The 19,510-nt window shown below is 43.7% G+C and carries 16 protein-coding genes; 4 read left to right on the forward strand and 12 right to left on the reverse strand.

Annotation, left to right across the window (positions count from 1 at the left end):
- Positions 1 to 4: 4 nt before the first annotated feature.
- The 3 genes from EAH55_RS04430 to EAH55_RS04440 all read right to left on the reverse strand — a co-directional run bounded on the left by EAH55_RS04430 (position 5) and on the right by EAH55_RS04440 (position 3,301).
- Positions 5 to 196 (reverse strand): hypothetical protein, encoded by a 192-nt coding sequence (locus tag EAH55_RS04430; RefSeq protein ID WP_114939816.1) that lies wholly within the window; start codon positions 194 to 196, stop codon positions 5 to 7.
- Between the two features lie 186 nt (positions 197 to 382).
- On the reverse strand, positions 383 to 1,156 hold the full coding sequence (locus EAH55_RS04435) for a GDSL-type esterase/lipase family protein (protein WP_121808613.1): 774 nt from the start codon (positions 1,154 to 1,156) through the stop codon (positions 383 to 385).
- Between the two features lie 24 nt (positions 1,157 to 1,180).
- Positions 1,181 to 3,301 carry a prolyl oligopeptidase family serine peptidase gene (locus EAH55_RS04440; protein WP_121808614.1) on the reverse strand — a complete coding sequence of 707 codons (2,121 nt, stop codon included), beginning with the start codon at positions 3,299 to 3,301 and terminating at the stop codon, positions 1,181 to 1,183.
- Positions 3,302 to 3,642: 341 nt separating this feature from the next.
- On the opposite strand from EAH55_RS04440, the gene EAH55_RS04445 reads away from it, so the two are divergent.
- Positions 3,643 to 4,398 (forward strand): hypothetical protein, encoded by a 756-nt coding sequence (locus EAH55_RS04445; protein ID WP_121808615.1) that lies wholly within the window; start codon positions 3,643 to 3,645, stop codon positions 4,396 to 4,398.
- Between the two features lie 105 nt (positions 4,399 to 4,503).
- Here EAH55_RS04445 and EAH55_RS04450 read toward each other — a convergent pair whose 3' ends face one another.
- On the reverse strand, positions 4,504 to 4,854 hold the full coding sequence (locus EAH55_RS04450) for a hypothetical protein (RefSeq protein WP_121808616.1): 351 nt from the start codon (positions 4,852 to 4,854) through the stop codon (positions 4,504 to 4,506).
- 23 nt (positions 4,855 to 4,877) lie between these two features.
- Positions 4,878 to 5,108, reverse strand: coding sequence for a hypothetical protein (locus EAH55_RS04455; RefSeq protein WP_121808617.1), 231 nt, complete (start codon positions 5,106 to 5,108; stop codon positions 4,878 to 4,880).
- A 114-nt stretch (positions 5,109 to 5,222) separates the two neighbouring features.
- Between EAH55_RS04455 and EAH55_RS04460 the strand changes: the two genes are divergently transcribed.
- Positions 5,223 to 5,978: a UDP-2,3-diacylglucosamine diphosphatase gene (locus EAH55_RS04460; RefSeq protein ID WP_121808618.1), complete on the forward strand. Its 756-nt coding sequence runs from the start codon at positions 5,223 to 5,225 to the stop codon at positions 5,976 to 5,978.
- 39 nt (positions 5,979 to 6,017) lie between these two features.
- Here the strand turns inward: EAH55_RS04460 and EAH55_RS04465 are convergent, their stop codons facing one another.
- On the reverse strand, positions 6,018 to 6,344 hold the full coding sequence (locus tag EAH55_RS04465; RefSeq protein WP_121808619.1) for an SHOCT domain-containing protein: 327 nt from the start codon (positions 6,342 to 6,344) through the stop codon (positions 6,018 to 6,020).
- A gap of 296 nt (positions 6,345 to 6,640) precedes the next feature.
- On the opposite strand from EAH55_RS04465, the gene prfA reads away from it, so the two are divergent.
- Positions 6,641 to 7,714 (forward strand): peptide chain release factor 1, encoded by a 1,074-nt coding sequence (gene prfA / locus EAH55_RS04470; RefSeq protein WP_112570877.1) that lies wholly within the window; start codon positions 6,641 to 6,643, stop codon positions 7,712 to 7,714.
- 181 nt (positions 7,715 to 7,895) lie between these two features.
- On the opposite strand, the gene EAH55_RS04475 is transcribed toward prfA, so the two are convergent.
- The 6 genes from EAH55_RS04475 to EAH55_RS04500 form a co-directional block, all read right to left on the reverse strand.
- Entirely contained in the window at positions 7,896 to 10,169 is a 2,274-nt protein-coding gene (locus EAH55_RS04475; RefSeq protein ID WP_121808620.1) for a Tex family protein, read from the reverse strand.
- A 234-nt stretch (positions 10,170 to 10,403) separates the two neighbouring features.
- Positions 10,404 to 11,333, reverse strand: coding sequence for an NAD(P)-dependent oxidoreductase (locus EAH55_RS04480; protein WP_121808621.1), 930 nt, complete (start codon positions 11,331 to 11,333; stop codon positions 10,404 to 10,406).
- 307 nt (positions 11,334 to 11,640) lie between these two features.
- Entirely contained in the window at positions 11,641 to 13,785 is a 2,145-nt protein-coding gene (locus tag EAH55_RS04485) for a carboxy terminal-processing peptidase (protein WP_121809028.1), read from the reverse strand.
- A gap of 189 nt (positions 13,786 to 13,974) precedes the next feature.
- Positions 13,975 to 14,604, reverse strand: a complete 630-nt coding sequence (locus EAH55_RS04490) for a tetratricopeptide repeat protein (RefSeq protein WP_121808622.1) — start codon at positions 14,602 to 14,604, stop codon at positions 13,975 to 13,977.
- Between the two features lie 181 nt (positions 14,605 to 14,785).
- The gene (locus EAH55_RS04495; RefSeq protein WP_112570870.1) at positions 14,786 to 15,628 is read right to left on the reverse strand and encodes an isoaspartyl peptidase/L-asparaginase; all 843 of its coding nucleotides are present in this window, start codon (positions 15,626 to 15,628) and stop codon (positions 14,786 to 14,788) included.
- 71 nt (positions 15,629 to 15,699) lie between these two features.
- Complete coding sequence (locus tag EAH55_RS04500) at positions 15,700 to 16,620, reverse strand: cyanophycinase (protein ID WP_112570868.1); 921 nt, start codon at positions 16,618 to 16,620, stop codon at positions 15,700 to 15,702.
- A gap of 168 nt (positions 16,621 to 16,788) precedes the next feature.
- Here EAH55_RS04500 and cphA point away from each other — a divergent pair, with 168 nt between their 5' ends.
- On the forward strand, positions 16,789 to 19,416 hold the full coding sequence (gene cphA / locus EAH55_RS04505) for a cyanophycin synthetase (protein ID WP_121808623.1): 2,628 nt from the start codon (positions 16,789 to 16,791) through the stop codon (positions 19,414 to 19,416).
- The last annotated feature ends 94 nt before the right edge of the window (positions 19,417 to 19,510 follow it).

Genomic DNA, 19,510 nt, shown 5'->3' on the forward strand with positions numbered 1-19,510 from the left:
AAACTTAAAGTAGTTTTAGTACTATTAAAAGCGCCACGAACGAGAATACAGCCAGGTTCAAAAACTGTTTTGACCGCAGGTTTGCCTGGACAATTTCAGAGGCGCGGCCATTATCAATGAAACGATAATACCTACGGCTGTAACCGTATGATATGATAAACAGGATTAAGGGGATGTAAAGCAGTAAATATTTCATTAACATAAAATTAAGCAAACGCCTAATTTTATGTTAATGGTTAAAAAAAACTGAACGGAATGAACAAAACAATTACTGATGCTGTAGCGATTTTGCTAATCACTAATTTACAGTTCTTTAGCTGTTGTATGATTATTGTTTACTTGGGCCGATTGCTTTACGCGGACCAATCATGGTGTGTGTTATTTAAAAATTTCGCCTTACAACATGATCAATGGCTACTCCCCAAAACTTGCCCAAAGCCTCCGCTCCCTTTTTATTGGGATGCAGGTAAAATGTGCCTTGTTTGCCGTTTTCAGGGATCAGATAGGTAAGGTGATTTTTTTCAAAATAGGCATAAGCCTTGGTGTCGCCTACAAAAACATGTTTGGGATTTGTTGTAGCATATGTTTTTACAAGGCCATCTATCATTGGCACATAACTTTGCAACCTGCTTAGGCCTTCCTGTAAATATTTTCCGCCGTTATAGGTGTTTGGGCTATACCATACCGGGTGCTGGAAAATGACTATCGCCTTTGAGAAATCGGCCAAAAGTTTATCAACTATGGTTTTTAAGTTTTTCTGGTAATCTTCGGGCGAAACAGGCGCACCATGTGGGCCCTGGATAGCGCTGTCATTTGTACCCAGTTTTATCGAAAATATCAACAATGCATCTTTATTGGTAAAGGCGCTTGCTGCTTGTTCTATTTTAGTAAAAGTATCCGTGCCCGGCAAAAAATCAAGCGTGGTATAACCACTATGTCCTTGATTGCTGAAATTTACGGCATCCAGGTTTTTCTGTTTTTGCAGATAAGCTACAGCGGTTGCAGGCGGGGCTTCTGTAGCCGCATCGGCGAGTTGAACACCCTGGGTTATACTATTGCCGATAAATACAATGTTGAGCGCATTCTTTTTATGCTGAGCTAACGTTATAGTTGAGGCCATGAATAACAGCATGGCCGCTAACAGATACTTTTTCATTTTACTTATTGAAAAAATCTAATACTACTGCCAATTAATACCCATGTTCCAGAACATAAATGCCCATTTATCAACCTGTCCGTTGATAAGCTGAGCGGTACTTTGCCCCGCGCCGTGGCCCGCGTTGGTTTCAATGCGGATGAGTGTTGGTGCGGTACCCTGCTGATACTCCTGCAGGCGGGCCGCAAACTTGAATGAATGGGCTGGTACTACGCGGTCATCATGATCGGCGGTGGTGATCATGGTTGCAGGGTAAACCCCCGGCTTAAGGGCATGGTACGGCGAATAATTATAAAGATATTTAAACATTTGTTCCGAATCTTCTGCTGTGCCGTAATCGTAGCTCCAGCCTGCGCCGGCAGTAAATTTGTTATACCTGAGCATATCCAGTACGCCTACTGCCGGGAACGCTACTTTAAATAGATCGGGGCGTTGGGTCAGCATAGCACCGATGAGTAAACCTCCGTTTGATCCTCCGGAAACAGCAAGATGGTCTTTTGAGGTGTATTTATTTTTGATGAGATATTCGGCCGCGGCTATAAAATCATCAAATACATTCTGCTTTTTTTGTTTGATGCCCTTGCGGTGCCACAGTTCGCCATACTCGCCGCCACCGCGCAAATTAGGAACAGCATAAATACCTCCATGCTCAAGCAATATGATGTTTGAGGTACTGAACGCAGGGGTTAAACTAACGCCAAAGCCACCATAAGCATACAATAAAGTAGGGTTTTGACCATTAAGTACAGTTCCTTTTTTGTAGGTGATGATCATCGGGATTTTGGTTTTATCCTTTGATTCATAAAACACCTGTTTTGATTCATATTGCTCCGGATCAAATTTTGCGCCCGATTTTTTATAGATCACCGAAGTACCGGTTGTAATATCCAACTTGAAAATTGTTGGCGGATAGATGTAGTTGGTAAAGGTATAATAAGTTACATTTTCTTCTTTTTTAGTGCCAAAACCCGAGGCTGAACCAATTGATGGTAGCTGAATGGTGCGCTCAAGCTTGCCATCCATATTGTACTGCTGTATAAGCGAGGTGGCATCCTGAAGGTATGTGGCGAAAATTTTACCTCCGCCGGTAGTGGCGCTTAGTACATTTTTTGATTCGGGGATCAGGTTTTTCCAATGGGTTATCCCTGGTTCGGCAGCATCAACAGTAACAATTTTAAAATTGGGCGAGTAGATATTGGTGAGGATATAAAGCTTGCTGCCCACGTTATCTAACACGCTGTGCTGATTGTCAAAATTATTTACCACGTTTACGATCTGGCTGCCGGGTTTGCTTAAGTCCTGGATATATAGCTCATTGCCGGTTGTTGAGGTAGCGGCTGTGATCACCAAAAAGCGTTCATCTTCGGTAAGATATGCACCTATGTAACGACGGGGAGTTTTATCGCCTCCAAATATCAATTTATCGGTACTTTGAGGCGTGCCCAGCTTATGGTAGTAAAGCTTATGAAACTGTGTCATGCCCGAAAGCTGGCTGCCTTCAGTTGGCTTATCATAACTGCTATAATAAAATCCATCGGTACCATGCCATGCCAGTCCGCTAAATTTTACATCTTTCAGGGTATCGCCAACTACGCTTTTATCTTCGGTATTAATTACGATGACTTTGCGCCAGTCGGACCCTCCTTCTGAGATCTGGTAAGCGGCCAAATCCCCGTTTTTGCTAAACTCAATGCCTTGTAGTGAGGTCGTACCATCGGCAGAGAATTTATTAGGATCAAGAAAAACTTCAGGTGTACCGGTATCGCCTAACTGGCGATATAATACGTTCTGGCTTTGCAGGCCATCGTTTTTATAAAAGTAAATGTATTTGCCCTCCTTAAAAGGGGCGCTGTACTTTTCATAGTTCCATAAAAACTCCATGCGTTTATGAATTTCGGCCCGATAAGGGATCTGGTCAAGATAGTTGAATGTTACTTTATTTTCGTCCTGTACCCAGGCTTTGGTATCATCGGCATGGTCATGCTCCAACCAGCGGTATGGGTCGGGGACTTGGGTTCCGAAATAGGTATCAACAACGTCAACTTTTTTTGCTTTAGGATATGGGAGGGTTTTTATAGTCATTTGCGCATGTGTATAGCTGCAAAATAAAACAGCTAACGATAATAAACAGAACGTTTTTGTCATGATAGTTTAAATTACAGGCTACTAAAGATAGCTATTTAAGGCACATCGCCATAAAGTAATAACGCTTCAAAGGTTAAAAGTTGTTAATTTTGCCGCCGGTTGCCGTTTAATTGGCCGTGTCGGGCTATATTAGCGGCGTGAAAAAATAGCTTTAAATCAAGGGCAAGCAGTTAAAAGTTAACGCCTTAGTTTTTGCACCTGATAACTATTGTGATTTTTAGCTCGAAACGGTAGCCGGTAATCACATAAGTATCAATAATAATGCGTTTTTTTGCACGTTTGCTTTGCAGCTAAGTTTGCAATGGCAAAACTTACAGTAATACAGTTACATAATAACAAACATGAAACAAACCCTTACTTTTTTTGCAGCAGGCCTTTTAATGCTGCTGGCCTTTACTTCAAAAGCTCAGGATACCAACGATAAAGATGATGAAACCAAGGTAAAACAAAAACCTTATGTGGGATTAGGCATGGGTATTTCTTACCCATTCAGCAACTTCAAAAAAACAGATTACAGCAACAATAAATCAGGCTTTGCAAACAGGGGCGTTACTTTCCAGCTTGACGGAGCGGTTTATCTGAAACGTAATTTTGGTATCGGTTATACTTTTTCATACCAGGATCAGAGCAATTTTTCGTACGATGATGATTTGATCTTATCACAAGGTTATACTACCGATTTCAAAGCCGACCAGGGAACTGTGACTGCCGATAAACGTTATCGCAGCTTTAACCTGTTGGTTGGCCCGCAATATACTTTTGTATGGCGCAGCTTGTCATTTGACGTAAGGGCTTCTGCGGGTGCTATTAAAAGCCAGACTTCGCCTTTGTTAACCATAAGTGTTACTGGTGTTGACGCGCAATCGGGTACTATCACCCAGGAAAGTTCTAAAGGCTATGCTTTTGCATACGGTGGTAGTGCGGCCATCAGATTTGATATGGGTGCAGGCTGGGGCTTATCGCTAAAAGGCAATTACGTAAATTCACCGGGTTACAACGTAACTACCACCGGCCGTACGCTTAACGTAGGTCGTTTGGTAACCAAACAGCCAATTACCGAAGGTCAGGTTGTATTCGGATTATACAAAGCATTTTAATTGATTAGCTAAAAGCAGAACGCATAAAGCTTAAGTCAGATAAATAAAACAAAAAAGAGCAGGTCATCGATCTGCTCTTTTTTGTTTTATAGTCATTTGAACTGATCAGTTAACCGTAACCTGTTCTGGCTTATCGGCCACAATTTCGGGCTGACCTTTAAAGAATTCGAATGTGCCGGTAGCGCATACGTGCTTTCCTTTTATGCTGGATAAATCAAGCTTGATCTGGCTGCCTTTTACAGCTATGGTGTATTTTTGCCTTGGATAAGCTGCTCCCATATTTAGCAGGGTAAGTGTATCGCTTACCGCTTTGTAGGAGTAAACGGTGTCGCACAATGTGCCTACTTTGCCTACGTTGTTCTTGAAATCGGCCATGGTAAAACCTTTGGATTGTTGGGCCGATACATTGCCGGCAAAAGCAACAAGGAGCAGTGCCGGCAGTAATAGTTTTTTCATTGGTGGATATATCAGTGTTTTAATTATTGCTGGTCTTTGTCTTTTTTATTTGGCGCGGGCGCGTAACCGTCTTCAAAATTTAAGGTGAACGACGATTCGGACGCGCGACTGGCCGCGTTCAGTCCGGTTACATCCGGTTCGCTGTTATCAATTATTTCGTTGCCGGTATCCTGGCCTTCGTTTTGCTCATACTCATTGCCTGGGTCTTTATCTTCCTGGGCATCATCAAGATTTGGATTTTCGGGGATTGCCATAATTTTAATGTTTAATGTATTGTGAATAACCACTAAAATACGGTGTTGTTTGATGCTTATTGTGTAACAATCTTTATCTTTTCTGTTTGATGGTTAAAACGTATTTTTGCCGCTATGCCGGCTCGCGACAAACTCTATTTTGCTTCTGATTTTCATTTAGGTACAGGCACATACGCCTCAAGCCGCCAACGCGAAGATAAGATAGTGCGCTGGCTCGATAGTATTAAGCATGATGCCGCCGAACTGTTCCTGGTTGGCGATGTTTTTGATTTTTGGTTTGAATACAAAACCGTAGTACCCAAAGGCTACATCCGCTTTTTAGGCAAGCTTGCCGAACTTACTGATGCCGGCGTTAAGCTTTACCTGTTTAAAGGCAACCACGATATGTGGATGTTTGATTATTTTGTAGATGAGCTCGGCGCTACCATCATCAGTAATGAATTGAAGATTGAACGCGGCGGCAAGAAATTCTTTATTCATCACGGCGACGGGCTTGGTCCGGGTGATAGCTTTTATAAGTTTTTGAAAGCCTTTTTTAGGAGTGGATTTTGCCAGTGGCTGTTTGCCCGTATCCACCCAAATCTTGGCGTGGGCATAGCCAATAAATGGAGCCGCCATAGCCGTGATACCAACCAAAAGAAAGATAACCCTAAACCCGGAGAGCAGGAATGGTTGGTGACTTTTTGTCGCGAAGAACTCAAAACCAATTTTTACGATTACCTGGTTTTCGGTCATCGCCATATTCCGCTTGATGTCCAGTTAACACCACAAAGCCGCTACATCAATCTTGGCGAATGGGTTACACAGTTTACATATGCCGTTTTCGATGGTAGTGAACTGAAGCTGGAGTACTTTGAGAAAACGGATTAGTTACCCACGGTTGTTGATTTTAATATAATAGGAAAGTAATTAAGAGTTTAAAATTCTTGATTTTTGAGCATTGTATTCCGATTCTGTTATTGCGCCGCTATCCAATAACTGTTTAAACTTTTGCAGTTCATCTGCTGATGATTTTGGAGGGAAAGTGTAGAAGTTTTTACTCTCGACTTTTGGTGTGCAATACACTATAATTATCCCAATAAAATTCAGAAAAAAGCCAAGTAGGAGACCAGGAATGGCTCCGATGGTTCGTTTGCCTCCGGCGTTGTACCCCCAAATAGGGAAAATGATTATTGACCCAAGACTCGCGAAAGCTACAAAAATTAGAATGATTTCAGGTGCGCCTAATCCGCCCATAGTTGTAATATTTAAGGTTTAGAATGTTGAAATAGGAAATTAAATATATAAATAAGTTTTCAATGTAAACATTGAAATATGTATTCTGCGTTTTTTCCTTATGGAGTCCATTGTTTGCCGATTGTAATAAGCTGGCACATGCATAACCGCATGCTAAACGGTGCCTTTTTCTTACAGAAAAAATGCGTACTTTTGTGCACTTTTTTGCAGTAAGTCTGTAAACCGCCCCGAAACATCAAAACTTTCATAAGCCGGTTCAATATCAAACAGTTTGGCTGCATCATTATTTATAACATATGTTAGATAAATTAGAACTGATACACGAGCGCTGGAAAAACGTTGAAGGTGAGTTGAGCAGTCCTGACGCCATGCAGGACATGAAGCGTTTTGCCCAGTTAAACAAAGAATATAAAGACCTTGCTAAAATTGTTGATGAGTATTTTATATACCGCAACATTATGAGCAATATCGATACCAATAAGGAAATTCTGGCTACTGAAAAAGACGAGGAGTTTCGTGAGATGGCCAAGATGGAACTTGATGAATTACTTGCTCAACAGGAAGTAAAAGAAGAAGAGATCCGTCTGATGCTGATCCCTAAAGATCCTGAGGACTCTAAAAACGCTATCGTCGAGATCCGTGGTGGTACCGGTGGTGATGAGGCAGCCCTTTTTGCCGGCGACCTTTACCGCATGTACATGCGCTATTGCGAAAAACGCGGCTGGCGTACTGAGCTGGTTGACTATACCGAAGGTACCAGTGGCGGTTACAAAGAGATTGTGTTTAACGTAAACGCCGAAGACGCTTACGGAACACTAAAATATGAATCGGGCGTACACCGCGTACAACGTGTACCAGATACCGAAACACAGGGCCGTGTTCATACCTCAGCGGCATCTGTAGTAGTATTGCCTGAAGTTGATGAGTTTGATATCGATCTGCAGGTAAGTGATATCCGTAAGGATCTGTTCTGTGCTTCAGGGCCGGGCGGTCAGTCGGTAAATACCACTTATTCTGCCGTAAGGTTAACTCACTTACCTACAGGTATTGTTGCCCAGTGCCAAGATCAGAAATCGCAATTAAAAAACTACGATAAGGCTTTACAGGTATTACGTTCGAGGGTGTACGAAATGGAGCTTCAAAAGCACCTGGAAGAAACATCTAAAAAACGTAAAACCATGGTATCAACCGGCGATAGATCGGCCAAGGTACGTACCTATAACTACCCGCAGGGCCGTTTAACCGAGCACCGTATCGGTCTTACCATTTACAACCTGCCGGGCGTATTAAACGGCGATCTTCAGGAAATCCTTGAATCGCTTCAGTTTGCCGAAAACGCGGAGAAACTGAAAGAAGGAACAGTAGCGTAATTGACGTTTAAATAATATGAAAAAGGTCCCCAACCGGTAAGGTTGGGGACCTTTTTTGTTTGGAGCAAAAAGAAGCGTCATTGCGAGGAACGAAGCAATCCCAAACTATACAGGGCGAACCTGCAAATCGGGGATTGCTTCGTTCCTCGCAATGACGCCTTTTAGATTATGCTGCTTTAAATTACAATTTAAACTTACCCTTTAAAGCAGCCAGTTTTAAAGCCATATCCGTTTCCGGCTCCTTCTCCACCCTTTTATTAAAGTTTGGCTTGTTATTACCTTGCGGGCGACGGTCGTCGTTACGGCGCTGGTTGTTTGGCTCGCTCTTATCGTTCTCTTTCATGGATAGGGCAATACGCTTGCGGTTCACGTCAACCTCGGTAACGGTTACCTCAACCTTTTGATGTACTTTAAGTACCTCGTTAGGGTCTTTAATGTAACGGTTGGTGATCTGGCTCAGGTGAACAAGGCCGTCCTGGTGAACACCGATATCAACAAAAGCTCCGAAAGCGGTAATGTTGGTAACAATGCCCGGCAACTTCATGCCAACTTTCAGATCGCCAATGGCGTTGATACCATCGGTAAAGCTAAATGCTTCAAACTGCTCACGTGGGTCGCGGCCCGGTTTGGCAAGCTCGGCCATGATATCGTTCAGAGTTGGTAAGCCAACTGTTTCGGAAACATATTTTTGCAGCGGGATGCTTTTACGTAATGTTGGATTGCCCATCAGGTCTTTTACCGTACATTTCATATCAGTAGCCATCTGCTCCAGCAAGCCATAACGCTCAGGGTGAACCGCGCTGGTATCAAGCGGGTTTTCGGCATTATGGATGCGAAGGAAACCTGCTGCCTGCTCAAATGCCTTATCACCCAAACGCGGAACTTTCTTCAACTGCTCACGGCGTTTAAAGGCGCCGTTTTGGTTACGGTACTCAACAATGTTTTGTGCCAATTGTGGTCCAAGGCCCGATACATAAGCCAGGATCTGTTTTGAAGCTGTGTTAAGCTCAACACCTACCGCGTTCACCGCGCTGATCACAGTGTCATCTAACGAGGTTTGCAGCTTGTTCTGGTCAACATCATGCTGGTACTGGCCCACACCAATTGATTTCGGATCGATCTTTACCAACTCAGCCAATGGGTCCATCAAACGGCGACCGATTGATACGGCTCCCCTAACGGTAACATCATAATCAGGAAACTCTTCCCTTGCAACTTCCGATGCCGAGTAGATAGAAGCACCACTTTCATTTACCATTACAATGGTTGCGCCTGCTAAATTCAGGTTGCGCACAAAAACTTCGGTTTCGCGGCCTGCTGTACCGTTACCGATAGCAATGGCTTCGATATTATATTTTTGGAACAGGTGCTGTACTGTTTTTTCGGCCTCGCGCGCCTGACCGGCGCCTGTATGCGGGTAAATGGTAGTATTTTCAAGTAACTTGCCCTGCTCATCCAAACAAACCAATTTACAGCCTGTACGGAAGCCAGGATCAAGAGCCATTGTTCTTTTCTGACCAAGCGGAGCAGCAAGTAACAATTGACGGGCGTTTTCGGCAAATACATGGATAGCCTCTTCGTCGGCTTTCTTTTTGGTAAGCAGGCGTACCTCTGTTTCCATCGATGGTTTCAGCAGGCGCTTATAGCCATCGGTTACCGCTAAACGAACCTGCCCTGAAGCCTGGTTGTTGGCTTTGATAACAGAATTTTCCAGGATCTCCAATGCGTCATCTTCCTCAGGTTTCAGATCAAGCCACAGGATCTCTTCTTTTTCACCACGGCGCATAGCCAGTATCCGGTGCGATGGAGCTGATTTAACGGGCTCTGTCCATTCAAAGTAGTCTTTGTATTTAATGCCTGCTTCTTCTTTACCTTCAACTACGCGTGATGCAAAGGTGCCTTTCTCCACAAAAAGCTCACGGATCTTGGTACGTACTTCGGCATTTTCGGCAACGGTTTCGGCAATGATATCCCTTGCACCCGCCAAAGCTTCTTCAACGCTGGCAACGCCTTTTTCATCGCTGATGTACTCGGCGGCAATCAGTTCAGGGTCGATATTGTTTTGCGCTAATAGCACATCGGCAAGTGGCTGCAGGCCTTTTTCGCGGGCCGCTGTAGCGCGGGTTTTGCGTTTAGGGCGGTAAGGAAGATAGATATCTTCCAACGTAACCATGGTTTCGGCTTCGTTGATCTGCTTCTCCAACTCGGGCGTTAATTTGCCCAGGTCTGTAAGCGATTTCAGGATGGCCTCGCGGCGTTTATCCAGTTCGCGCAGTTGCTGTACACGGTCACGGATGGCGGCTACCTGTACCTCATCCAAACTGCCGGTAAGCTCTTTACGGTAACGGGAAATGAACGGAACAGTGGCTCCTTCATCAAGCAGACCTACCGTAGCGGTAACCTGCTTTTCGGCTACAGAAAGCTCTGCAGCTATTATTTTATAATGAATACTCATAATCAAAATTCGGACTGCGAAGTTGAGGGAATAGGCTTACAATTCAAAAAAAGATTGTTAACAATGGGTTGAAAGATTTTGATTGGCTGATATTTGTCTGAACCCGAATTTTTGGAATTAAAGGATTAACAGAATGCTATGTAGATTTGATAAATTCTTAAAATTCGTTTAATTCGAGTTCAGACAACGCATAATTCATGGCAATCCTCAAATCCTATAAATCAAGGTTCAAACTTATCCCTTCAAATCAACCAGTTTCTCAGCCATTACTTCGCTGATTTTCCGGTATGAATCAAATGTCCAGCCGGCAACGTGCGGGCTTAACAATACCTTGCCGCTTTGTCTTAATTCTTCAAACCATGGCTGCTCGGCAAGGGCGGGGAATTTTTCAACCTCAAGCACATCTAAACCGGCGCCTAATATTTTGCCTTCGCGTATCGCATTTAACACAGCGCTTACTTTAGCAGTTTTTCCGCGCGACGTGTTCAGGAAAAATATCGGTTTTTTAAAGTGGAACAGGTACTCATCATCAACCAGTCCGTTGGTTTCGGTAGTTAGCGGGATATGAAGACTTAGTACATCGCTATGCTTAACAATTTCTTCCATGCTTACTTCGCGGGCATATTTATCGCTGAAGCCGGTTTTATACTTATCATAGGCTATAACATTTACCTGGAAGCCCGAAAGTTTACGGGCAAAGCTGCTGCCCATGTGGCCGTAACCTATAATACCTACTGTTTTGCCTTTAAGCTCATAGCCGCGGTTAGCTTCACGCAGCCATTTGCCGTCACGAATTTCGGCATCACCACGGTTCAGGTTATTCATTAATGACAGCAGCAAACCTATGGCATGTTCACCTACCGCGTCCGAGTTACCTTCGGGAGCATTAATGAGGGTTATTCCTTTTTGAATGGCATAGCCTTCATCAATATTATCCATACCTGCGCCGGCACGGGCTATAAACTGCAGGCTGGTGGCGGCATCAAGTACAGCTTTATCCACCCTGAATTTTGAACGGATCACCAGACCGGCATAATCGCCTATGATTTGCATCGCTTCGTCAACCTTAATCAGCGGACGGTAATCGCAGGTGTAACCTTTAGCTTCGGCCATCTCCATAAATATGGCATGCACATCATCAACAATAAGGATATTATTTTTCAACTTGTATCTATTTTATAAGAGGCCAAATTTACAAAATGCAAGGGTATTAGCCGACAGGCTTTTATAAGGATTGGTGATTTTTACGTTGGGGATATATTTGACAGTTGATTCGGACGAAATTAAGTAATCAAATTAAACAAGCGTCATTGCGAGACACGAAGTAATCCCCAAGAAGCAGAGAGGCTATGCAAATCCGCTCTGTAAATCGGGGATTACTTCGTGTCTCGCAATGACGTGATGGACACAGACTAACAAAAAGGCCCGGCATCTTTCGATGCCGGGCCTTTTAATAATATTAAGACTTTACTTAGTTAGCCGGTTGTGAGCCAACGCTGGTAAATTTATTGTCAAGGCTGATATAGTCGGTCATGATTTGGCCGGCTTCGCGTTTAACAAAGTCAAGATCTTCGTTTTTAGGTTTGGTTTGTCCTTTTTTAAGGGCTGGTAAACCTAAAGCCACACGGCGCAGGTTGTTACGATCAAATGATTTTTGCTCGTCGTCGTCACGTTGTTTTTTCAGATCAGATTCTTTTAACGAGATACTGTCATCAGCATCATGCTTTTTGAAATCGGCGATATCTTCAAGCAAATATTTGTAGCTGTCGCTGCTGCTCATACGCTGATCATGCAGTTTTTTAAGCTGTGGCAGCACACCGGTGAAATCGCCGGTTTTGGTGTAATCGGTTTTGGCAATCACATCAAAAGGCATTGCTGACGGCTCTGTATCTTCACCGTATTTATCCAACGGAATAACCGATGGGAATGAGATATCAGGCGTTACACCTTTATGCTGCGTTGAGTTACCGCTGATACGATAGAACTTAGCTATAGTAAGGTTAAGCTGGCCATAAGTGCTCTGGCTGCCGGTTGAAGTAGTTTTTTTACCACCACCAACTACACCTGCAATTTTATCACGCAATGAAGAACCTATCACCCTGTCAAGGTCAATGGCACTTTGTACAGAACCTTTACCATAAGTTTGGGTACCCAATATCAAACCGCGACCGTAGTCCTGTATAGCACCGGAGAAAATCTCGGAAGCCGAAGCGCTGAAACGGTCGACCAGTACAGCCATAGGACCGCTATAAGTAATATCCGGATCTTCGTCTTTATCAATTTCAACCTGGTCTTTAGTATCACGCACCTGTACCACAGGGCCGGTTTTAATGAAAAGGCCGGTAAGCTCAATGGCTTCCATTAATGAACCGCCTCCGTTTTCACGAAGATCGATCACGAGGCCGTCAACGTTTTCTTTCTTCAAAGAGTCAAGGATGGCCTTAACATCGTGCGTGGTGCTTTTGTAGTTAGGATTGCCTGCTTTGTAATCGTTAAAATCGATATAGAACGCAGGGATAGATATTACACCTATCTTAACTGTTTTACCATTGCTGTTATAAGTACGGATCTCCTTTTTGGCCGATTGGTCTTTCAGGATGATTTTCTCGCGTACCATTTCAACAACTTTTGGTTTAGCAGAAGCGTTTACACCGGCAGGTAATATCTCAAGCCTTACCGTAGTACCTTTAGTACCGCGAATAATAGCGATGGCATTATCAACACGCCAGCCTACCACGTTCTGAAATTCGCCGGTTTTACCTTGTGCCACCGCAACAATACGGTCATCAACGCTTATCTGGTGGCTTTTATCGGCAGGACCGCCTGCTACAATGGTTTTAATGGTTACGTACTCGTTTTCAACCTGCAGTGAAGCACCGATACCTTCAACCTGACGTGACATTTCAATATTGAAATTAGCCGCGTTTGATGGGTTAAAGTAGTTAGTGTGCGGATCGATAGCCTCAGTAAAGGCATCCATGAAGTACTGGAAAACATCCTGGTTAGATAGCTTGTTGGTTTGGGTCAACAGGTTTTCGTAACGTTTTTTAAGCGTTTCTTTATTTTTAGCCATATCCGCGCTGGCCAGTTTCAGGTTCAGCAGATCATATTTAACACGCTGGGTCCACATGGCATCCATATCGGTTTGGGTAGCTATCCATGGCAATTTATCACGATCGTAAACAAAGGTCTCAGTTTTGTTGAAATCGAAGTTTTTGTTGATCTGCGCAAGCGAAAATTTTACGTGCTCAATATATCTTTTCTGAAAAACGTTGAAGATGTAAAAAGCATCGGCAAGGTTACCTGCTTTAATATCATCATCAAGTACGGTTTTATATTTTTCAAAATCCTTAATATCTGATGCTAAAAAGTAGCTGTGGTTTTCATCAAGTGATTTGATATAACGATCGTAGATTACGGCAGAAACCGAATCATTAAGCGGTACTTTTTTGTAGTTATAGTTGGATATCAATGCTGCTACCTGCTTACAAACAACGCTTTGCTGTTCATCGGGCTGTAAATCATTTGAACCTGCTACTTTAACCGGTTTGGATGGGGATGCTTTACAGGCGAGGGCAGCGCCCAGCACCAATAACAAATATACTTTCTTAAACATATCTTTTACTGTAGTTAAATCGGGGTTGGTGTAAAACATCAATACTTGTGCCTATTATTAGTTTGCTAATGTAAAATAAAAAAGAGACAGTCAAAATGCTGTCTCTTAATTACTAATAACAATAATACGATTATGTTTTACTAAAAGTATGTGGGCAACACCATTTTACCATTTTGTTACAAAAAATTACTATTTGTTAACAGGTTTAGCAATGGTACCGGCATCTGCAGTTTCTGCAAAACGCGTTTCGGAGTGTGGTGTTTTAAACTTATTGTCCTGTAAATAGCGCGTTTTTTTCTCAACCAGGGCCAGATCATAAGTTAAACCGCGCGACACAGCCAACTGGCGCGCTTCGGCCAGGTCCTGTTTGGCCTGTGCATAATCGCCGTAATCGGCTTTTACCGCGGCAAGATCAAGCAGGTTAGCTATGGTGTGCCTGTCGTCATTTTGCTGGCGCGATATGGTAATACTTTGCAGCAGGAACCATTTTGCTTCGGCCAGGCGGCTTTGTTTCATATACATCTGTGCCAAATCACTAAAGTTGTAACTGGCGGCGTTGTATACATGGAAACGCATATTGTGCTGAGCTGTTCTCATCACCGATTCCTCGATCATAGCCATTACATATGGCGTATGCTCAATAGTGGTTGGTGGAATTTTTACTTTAGCAACAGTTGGGGGAGGCAGCCTTTTAATGGAATGACTTTGCGCATAGGCCATTTGCGGGTACCGGGCACGCTTATTGAACGGTTTATAATACCATTGCGCAGACGCATTGAACCCGATAGCGCATAAAATAATAAGTAGGAAATATCTCATCTAATCTTTTTTCCTGGGTTTAAACTGTATAATTTAAAATTAATCAGCTTAACAAATGTAATTATTTGTTAACGGCAAAACAATACCTGTAAAAAGTAACAGCTACATAAACACTTAATTATCACTGTTATTTTACAAATGTTGAATTTGTACCTTTCTACGGAAAAAATAAATTTAGGTTTTAGTTAAATACTTCCACGTCGCCGTCATGCAGGGCCCAAACCATGTAAGGGTGTGTGTCTGAGTGATATATCTGCCCATCGGTAGTAATGCCTATCACACCGGCAAAGCCGTCATAAGGCTTCATTTCGTCGAGGGTTTTTTCGGTAGCGGCCATGAGTGCCATGCCATCGGTTACGCGTGTAACAATTTTAACAGCTACTGATCCGCTTACAATATCCTCGCCTACGCCGGTACATGAAACGCCGGCAAACTCATTGGCGTAGTTGCCCGCTGTAGTTGCCGAATCACTTACACGACCAGGTATTTCAAATCCTTTACCTCCGGTGCTGGTGGCGGCAGCCAGGTTGCCATGCACATCCAGTGCTACGCAGCCTACAGTACCAAGCCTTATTGAGTCGCTGAGCTTTTGTTCATACTCACGACGGCGCTGTGGGATTTCGGGATTATAGTATTTATGTCCGTTTTCGATAGCAAAATCACATGCTCCTTTACCGCTCAATACACGATCATCATAGGCTTGAAGTTTTTCAGCTACACAGATAGGGTTTTTAACATCCTCAATGTTGATAACGCCCGAAAAGCGCTGGGTTTTGCCATCCATAAGAGAAGCGCTCAGGCGTATTTTGCCATCGCTCTGGATCTGTGAACCGGTGCCTGCATTAAAAAGCTCGCAGTCTTCAAGCAAACGTACTGTATATACTACAGTTTCTGCAGCTGTATGGTGTTGCAGGTAGTTATATCCTAATTGCACAATGCCGTTCAGGGCCTCCTGCTTGGCCAGCTTTACTTCCTGGTTGGTAAGCGATTCACTAAAAAAACCGCCGTGAATAATTATTTTCATAATTATAAATTAAGTAGATGTACCTGCATAAATAAGGCCAGGGTATCTATAAAAACTTTATGCAGCGTAAATTATTGTAAAAGTTTGCTTCCCGGTGCCTGTATAAAAACACCTTCTTCAACCTTCATGTTCTTTTTTATGATTAAACGGTGCTGCACCAGGTCGTATTTATCAAATATCGACATGACGTGCACCCTCAGGTTCTCGATGGAGATTGGCGAACCAAGTTCTACGTCGTATATATTGGTCGACACAATGTTGCGGCCATCAACCAAAATAATAAGGCCCGAACCAATGGCTTCCATCATATACCCCTCGGTTATGAGCAAACCGGTGTCCTCGCCCAAACCTATCCCTAAAATACCGGGATTGGTTGCTACGGCGTACATTAACCGGCCGATACGACCGCGTTGTACAAAGTGTGTATCAACAATTACCGAGTCGATAAAGCCAAGCCCGGCGGTTATTTGTACCTCGCCTTTAACAAGGGCTTCGTTGCTTTGCCCGCGGTAGATCATGTGTGTTGATGCTGCCGCCGCGCCTGCCGAAGTTCCGGCTATTACAAAGTTTTCTTTTTGATAACGTTGTTTCAGGATCTGCAAAAACTCTGTGCCACCAAAAATGGCCGTAAGCCTTAGTTGATCGCCTCCGCTAAACATAACCACATCGGCTTTGCGGATCCTGTCTAAGTATTCCTTCTTCGCGGCATCTTCACGGGTTTTGATGTGCAGTACATCAACATTGGTAACATTAAGCTGGCCAAACGCCTTGATATATTCCTGGCCAACAAGCTCGGGGATTTGCGACGCGGTAGTTATTACCTCAATTTTTGAGCCCTCGTGCTTAGCCGACTCGTTAATAATGCGCCTTAATATGCCTTGTTCAAAGAACTTGATATAATCCGGCTGCAAAATGTGCTCTTGTAGGGTAACATTACTCCCCATATCAACCGCTCCACCTATAATTATTAGCTTACCTTTCGGGACAATCATGATTATTTCACACTATCTTAATATAACTATATACAAATTACGACAAAAAGCAGCAGAAACACAGGAACTAATAATAAATAATGGATTTCGTCATCAAAAACTTTATTGATCTGTTATGTTTCTATAGCTTTAAGGGAAATTTTATAAGAAAAAAACGGCCACTACTTTATGAACATTGAAAACATCCAGGTTTTACGCGGACCAAATATTTGGAGCATCAGGCGCAAAAAATTAATACAAATGCGGCTTGATTTGCAGGAGATGGAACACCGCCCCACTAATGAAATTGACGGGTTTTATGAGCGACTCGAAAAATTACTGCCATCGCTCTACAGCCATCGCTGTTCGCCCGGCGTACCCGGAGGCTTTTTTCAGCGTGTTATGGCCGGCACCTGGATGGGCCATGTTATTGAACATATCGCCCTTGAAATACAAACCCTTGCCGGCATGGATACCGGCTTTGGCCGTACCCGCGAAACCAAAACTAAAGGCGTATACAATGTAGTATTTGCCTACCTGGAAGAAAAAGTAGGTGTTTTTGCTGCCGAATCGGCCGTGCGCATTGCCGAAGCGCTGATAAAAGGCGAAGATTATAGCCTGGAAGCCGATATTCAGCAAATGCGCGAAATCAGGGAGAATACGCGTTTAGGGCCAAGCACCGGTTCAATTGTAGAAGAGGCTATTTCAAGGGACATCCCCTGGATCAGGCTTAACAACCAATCGTTAGTGCAATTGGGTTATGGCAAAAACCAGGTACGTTTCCGCGCCACCATGACCGAAAAAACCAGCAGCATTGCCGTTGATATTGCCAGCAACAAGGAAGAAACCAAACGCCTGCTGCAGGAACAGGCTATACCGGTTGCTAAAGGTGTAACTATATCTTCAGTTTCAGGAGTGCCCGATGCTATCCGGAAAGTTGGCTTTCCGCTGGTGTTTAAACCACTTGACGGTAACCATGGCCGGGGCATCTCTATCAATGTAAAAACCGAGGAGGAAGCGATAGAGGCTTATGAACACGCAGCTAAAATATCGCGCCGCGTAATTGTAGAGCGCTACGTTACCGGGTTCGATTTCAGGGTATTGGTGATAGATAACAAAATGGTTGCTGCCGCGCTACGTAAACCGGCCAATGTTACGGGCGATGGTAAACTAAACATTCAGGAGCTGATCGATCTGGAAAATACCGACCCGCGTCGTGGTTACGGGCATGAAAATGTGCTTACAGAAATCTCTGTTGACCGCGATACGCTCGACCTGTTGGAAAAGAAAGGTTATACGCTTGAAACCATTCCTGAAAAAGATGAGGTAGTTTATGTGAAATCAACCGCTAACCTGAGCACGGGCGGTACTTCTGTTGATGTTACCGACCATGTGCACCCGCAAAACATTTTTATTTGCGAACGGATCTCCAAGATCATCGGTCTGGATATTTGCGGTATCGATATCATGGCTAAAAACCTTACAGAGCCACTTACGGATACCGGAGGTGTAATACTGGAAGTTAATGCCGCTCCGGGCTTCAGGATGCACATTGCGCCAAGTGAGGGTTTGCCGCGCAACGTGGCAGGCCATGTGATTGATATGCTTTATCCGGCAGGCAAATCGGCCAGGGTGCCTATCATATCTATTACCGGTACAAACGGCAAAACCACTACCACCCGCTTAATAGCGCATATTGTAAAAAACAACGGCCACCGGGTGGGCTTTACCACGTCCGACGGTATTTACGTGCAAAACAACATGATGCTGAAGGGCGATACTACCGGGCCGGTGAGTGCTGAGTTTATTTTGAAAGACCCAACGGTTGATTTTGCCGTATTGGAAACTGCCCGCGGCGGTATCCTGCGTTCGGGTTTAGGCTTTAACCAGTGTGATATCGGTGTGATTACCAATATCCAGGAAGATCACCTTGGTTTACAAGATATTCATAGTCTTGAAGATTTGATGCGGGTAAAAAGCGTTGTGATTAATTCGGTAAAAAAAGATGGATGGGGCGTTTTGAATGCCGATAACGAATATTGCGTACGCATTGGCAAAAAGGCCGAATGTAATATCGCTTATTTCAGCCGGAACGAAAACAACCCTATCATTAAATCGCATTGCAAAAAAGGAGGGATTGCCGCCATCTGCGAAAATGGCTTCATCACCATTTTAAAAGGCGACTGGAAGATCCGCGTACAGCGTACCATTCTCATTCCGTTAACCTTTGGTGGTACCGTGCCGTTTATGATTGAGAATGTGCTTGCCGCAACACTGGCTACATTTTTATGGGGATTTAAAACGGAGGATATCAAGATCTCGCTTGAAACCTTTATTCCATCGGCCTCACAAACGCCTGGCCGTATGAATATTTTTGAGTTTAAAGATTTCCGTTTCATGATTGATTTTGCGCATAACCCGGATGGCTACAATGGCGTAAGCGAGTTTTTAAAACATATCGATTCGCCGCTTAAGATAGGTATCATAGCCGGTACCGGCGATAGGCGCGATGAAGACATCCGCGAATTGGGTAAAATTTCGGCAGGTATGTTTGATTACATTATCCTGCGCCAGGAAAAACACCTGCGCGGCCGCACCGCCGAAAATATTATCGGTCTGCTCAAAGAGGGTATCTATTCTATAGATCCGGAAAAAGGAGTAGAGGTTGTGCCTAAGGAGGTAGATGCCATTAAACATGCTATGAGCCTGGCCCGCCCGGGATCATTCATTACCGCATTGAGTGATGTGGTAGATAATGCCATCGAAACTGTTCAGGATTACCAGGAGCAGGAACGGAATGGGTTGTTTAATGTGTAATGATTGATATTAATATAAAAAATTGTCATTTCGATAGAGCAGGGAGGGAATAGGCGCCGGGGCGAAAGAGAAATCTTATACGTCCTGTTAAGGC

The sequence above is a fragment of the Mucilaginibacter kameinonensis genome, from assembly GCF_003675385.1.
GTDB classification, from domain to species: Bacteria; Bacteroidota; Bacteroidia; order Sphingobacteriales; family Sphingobacteriaceae; genus Mucilaginibacter; species Mucilaginibacter kameinonensis.

Bases quoted from the DNA above. Each gene is read 5' to 3' on its own strand.
- EAH55_RS04430 (WP_114939816.1), bottom strand. From the start codon at position 196: ATGAAATATTTACTGCTTTACATCCCCTTAATCCTGTTTATCATATCA.
- EAH55_RS04435 (WP_121808613.1), bottom strand. From the start codon at position 1,156: ATGAAAAAGTATCTGTTAGCGGCCATGCTGTTATTCATGGCCTCAACT.
- EAH55_RS04440 (WP_121808614.1), bottom strand. From the start codon at position 3,301: ATGACAAAAACGTTCTGTTTATTATCGTTAGCTGTTTTATTTTGCAGC.
- EAH55_RS04445 (WP_121808615.1), top strand. From the start codon at position 3,643: ATGAAACAAACCCTTACTTTTTTTGCAGCAGGCCTTTTAATGCTGCTG.
- EAH55_RS04450 (WP_121808616.1), bottom strand. From the start codon at position 4,854: ATGAAAAAACTATTACTGCCGGCACTGCTCCTTGTTGCTTTTGCCGGC.
- EAH55_RS04455 (WP_121808617.1), bottom strand. From the start codon at position 5,108: ATGGCAATCCCCGAAAATCCAAATCTTGATGATGCCCAGGAAGATAAA.
- EAH55_RS04460 (WP_121808618.1), top strand. From the start codon at position 5,223: ATGCCGGCTCGCGACAAACTCTATTTTGCTTCTGATTTTCATTTAGGT.
- EAH55_RS04465 (WP_121808619.1), bottom strand. From the start codon at position 6,344: ATGGGCGGATTAGGCGCACCTGAAATCATTCTAATTTTTGTAGCTTTC.
- prfA (WP_112570877.1), top strand. From the start codon at position 6,641: ATGTTAGATAAATTAGAACTGATACACGAGCGCTGGAAAAACGTTGAA.
- EAH55_RS04475 (WP_121808620.1), bottom strand. From the start codon at position 10,169: ATGAGTATTCATTATAAAATAATAGCTGCAGAGCTTTCTGTAGCCGAA.
- EAH55_RS04485 (WP_121809028.1), bottom strand. From the start codon at position 13,785: ATGTTTAAGAAAGTATATTTGTTATTGGTGCTGGGCGCTGCCCTCGCC.
- EAH55_RS04490 (WP_121808622.1), bottom strand. From the start codon at position 14,604: ATGAGATATTTCCTACTTATTATTTTATGCGCTATCGGGTTCAATGCG.
- EAH55_RS04495 (WP_112570870.1), bottom strand. From the start codon at position 15,628: ATGAAAATAATTATTCACGGCGGTTTTTTTAGTGAATCGCTTACCAAC.
- EAH55_RS04500 (WP_112570868.1), bottom strand. From the start codon at position 16,620: ATGATTGTCCCGAAAGGTAAGCTAATAATTATAGGTGGAGCGGTTGAT.
- cphA (WP_121808623.1), top strand. From the start codon at position 16,789: ATGAACATTGAAAACATCCAGGTTTTACGCGGACCAAATATTTGGAGC.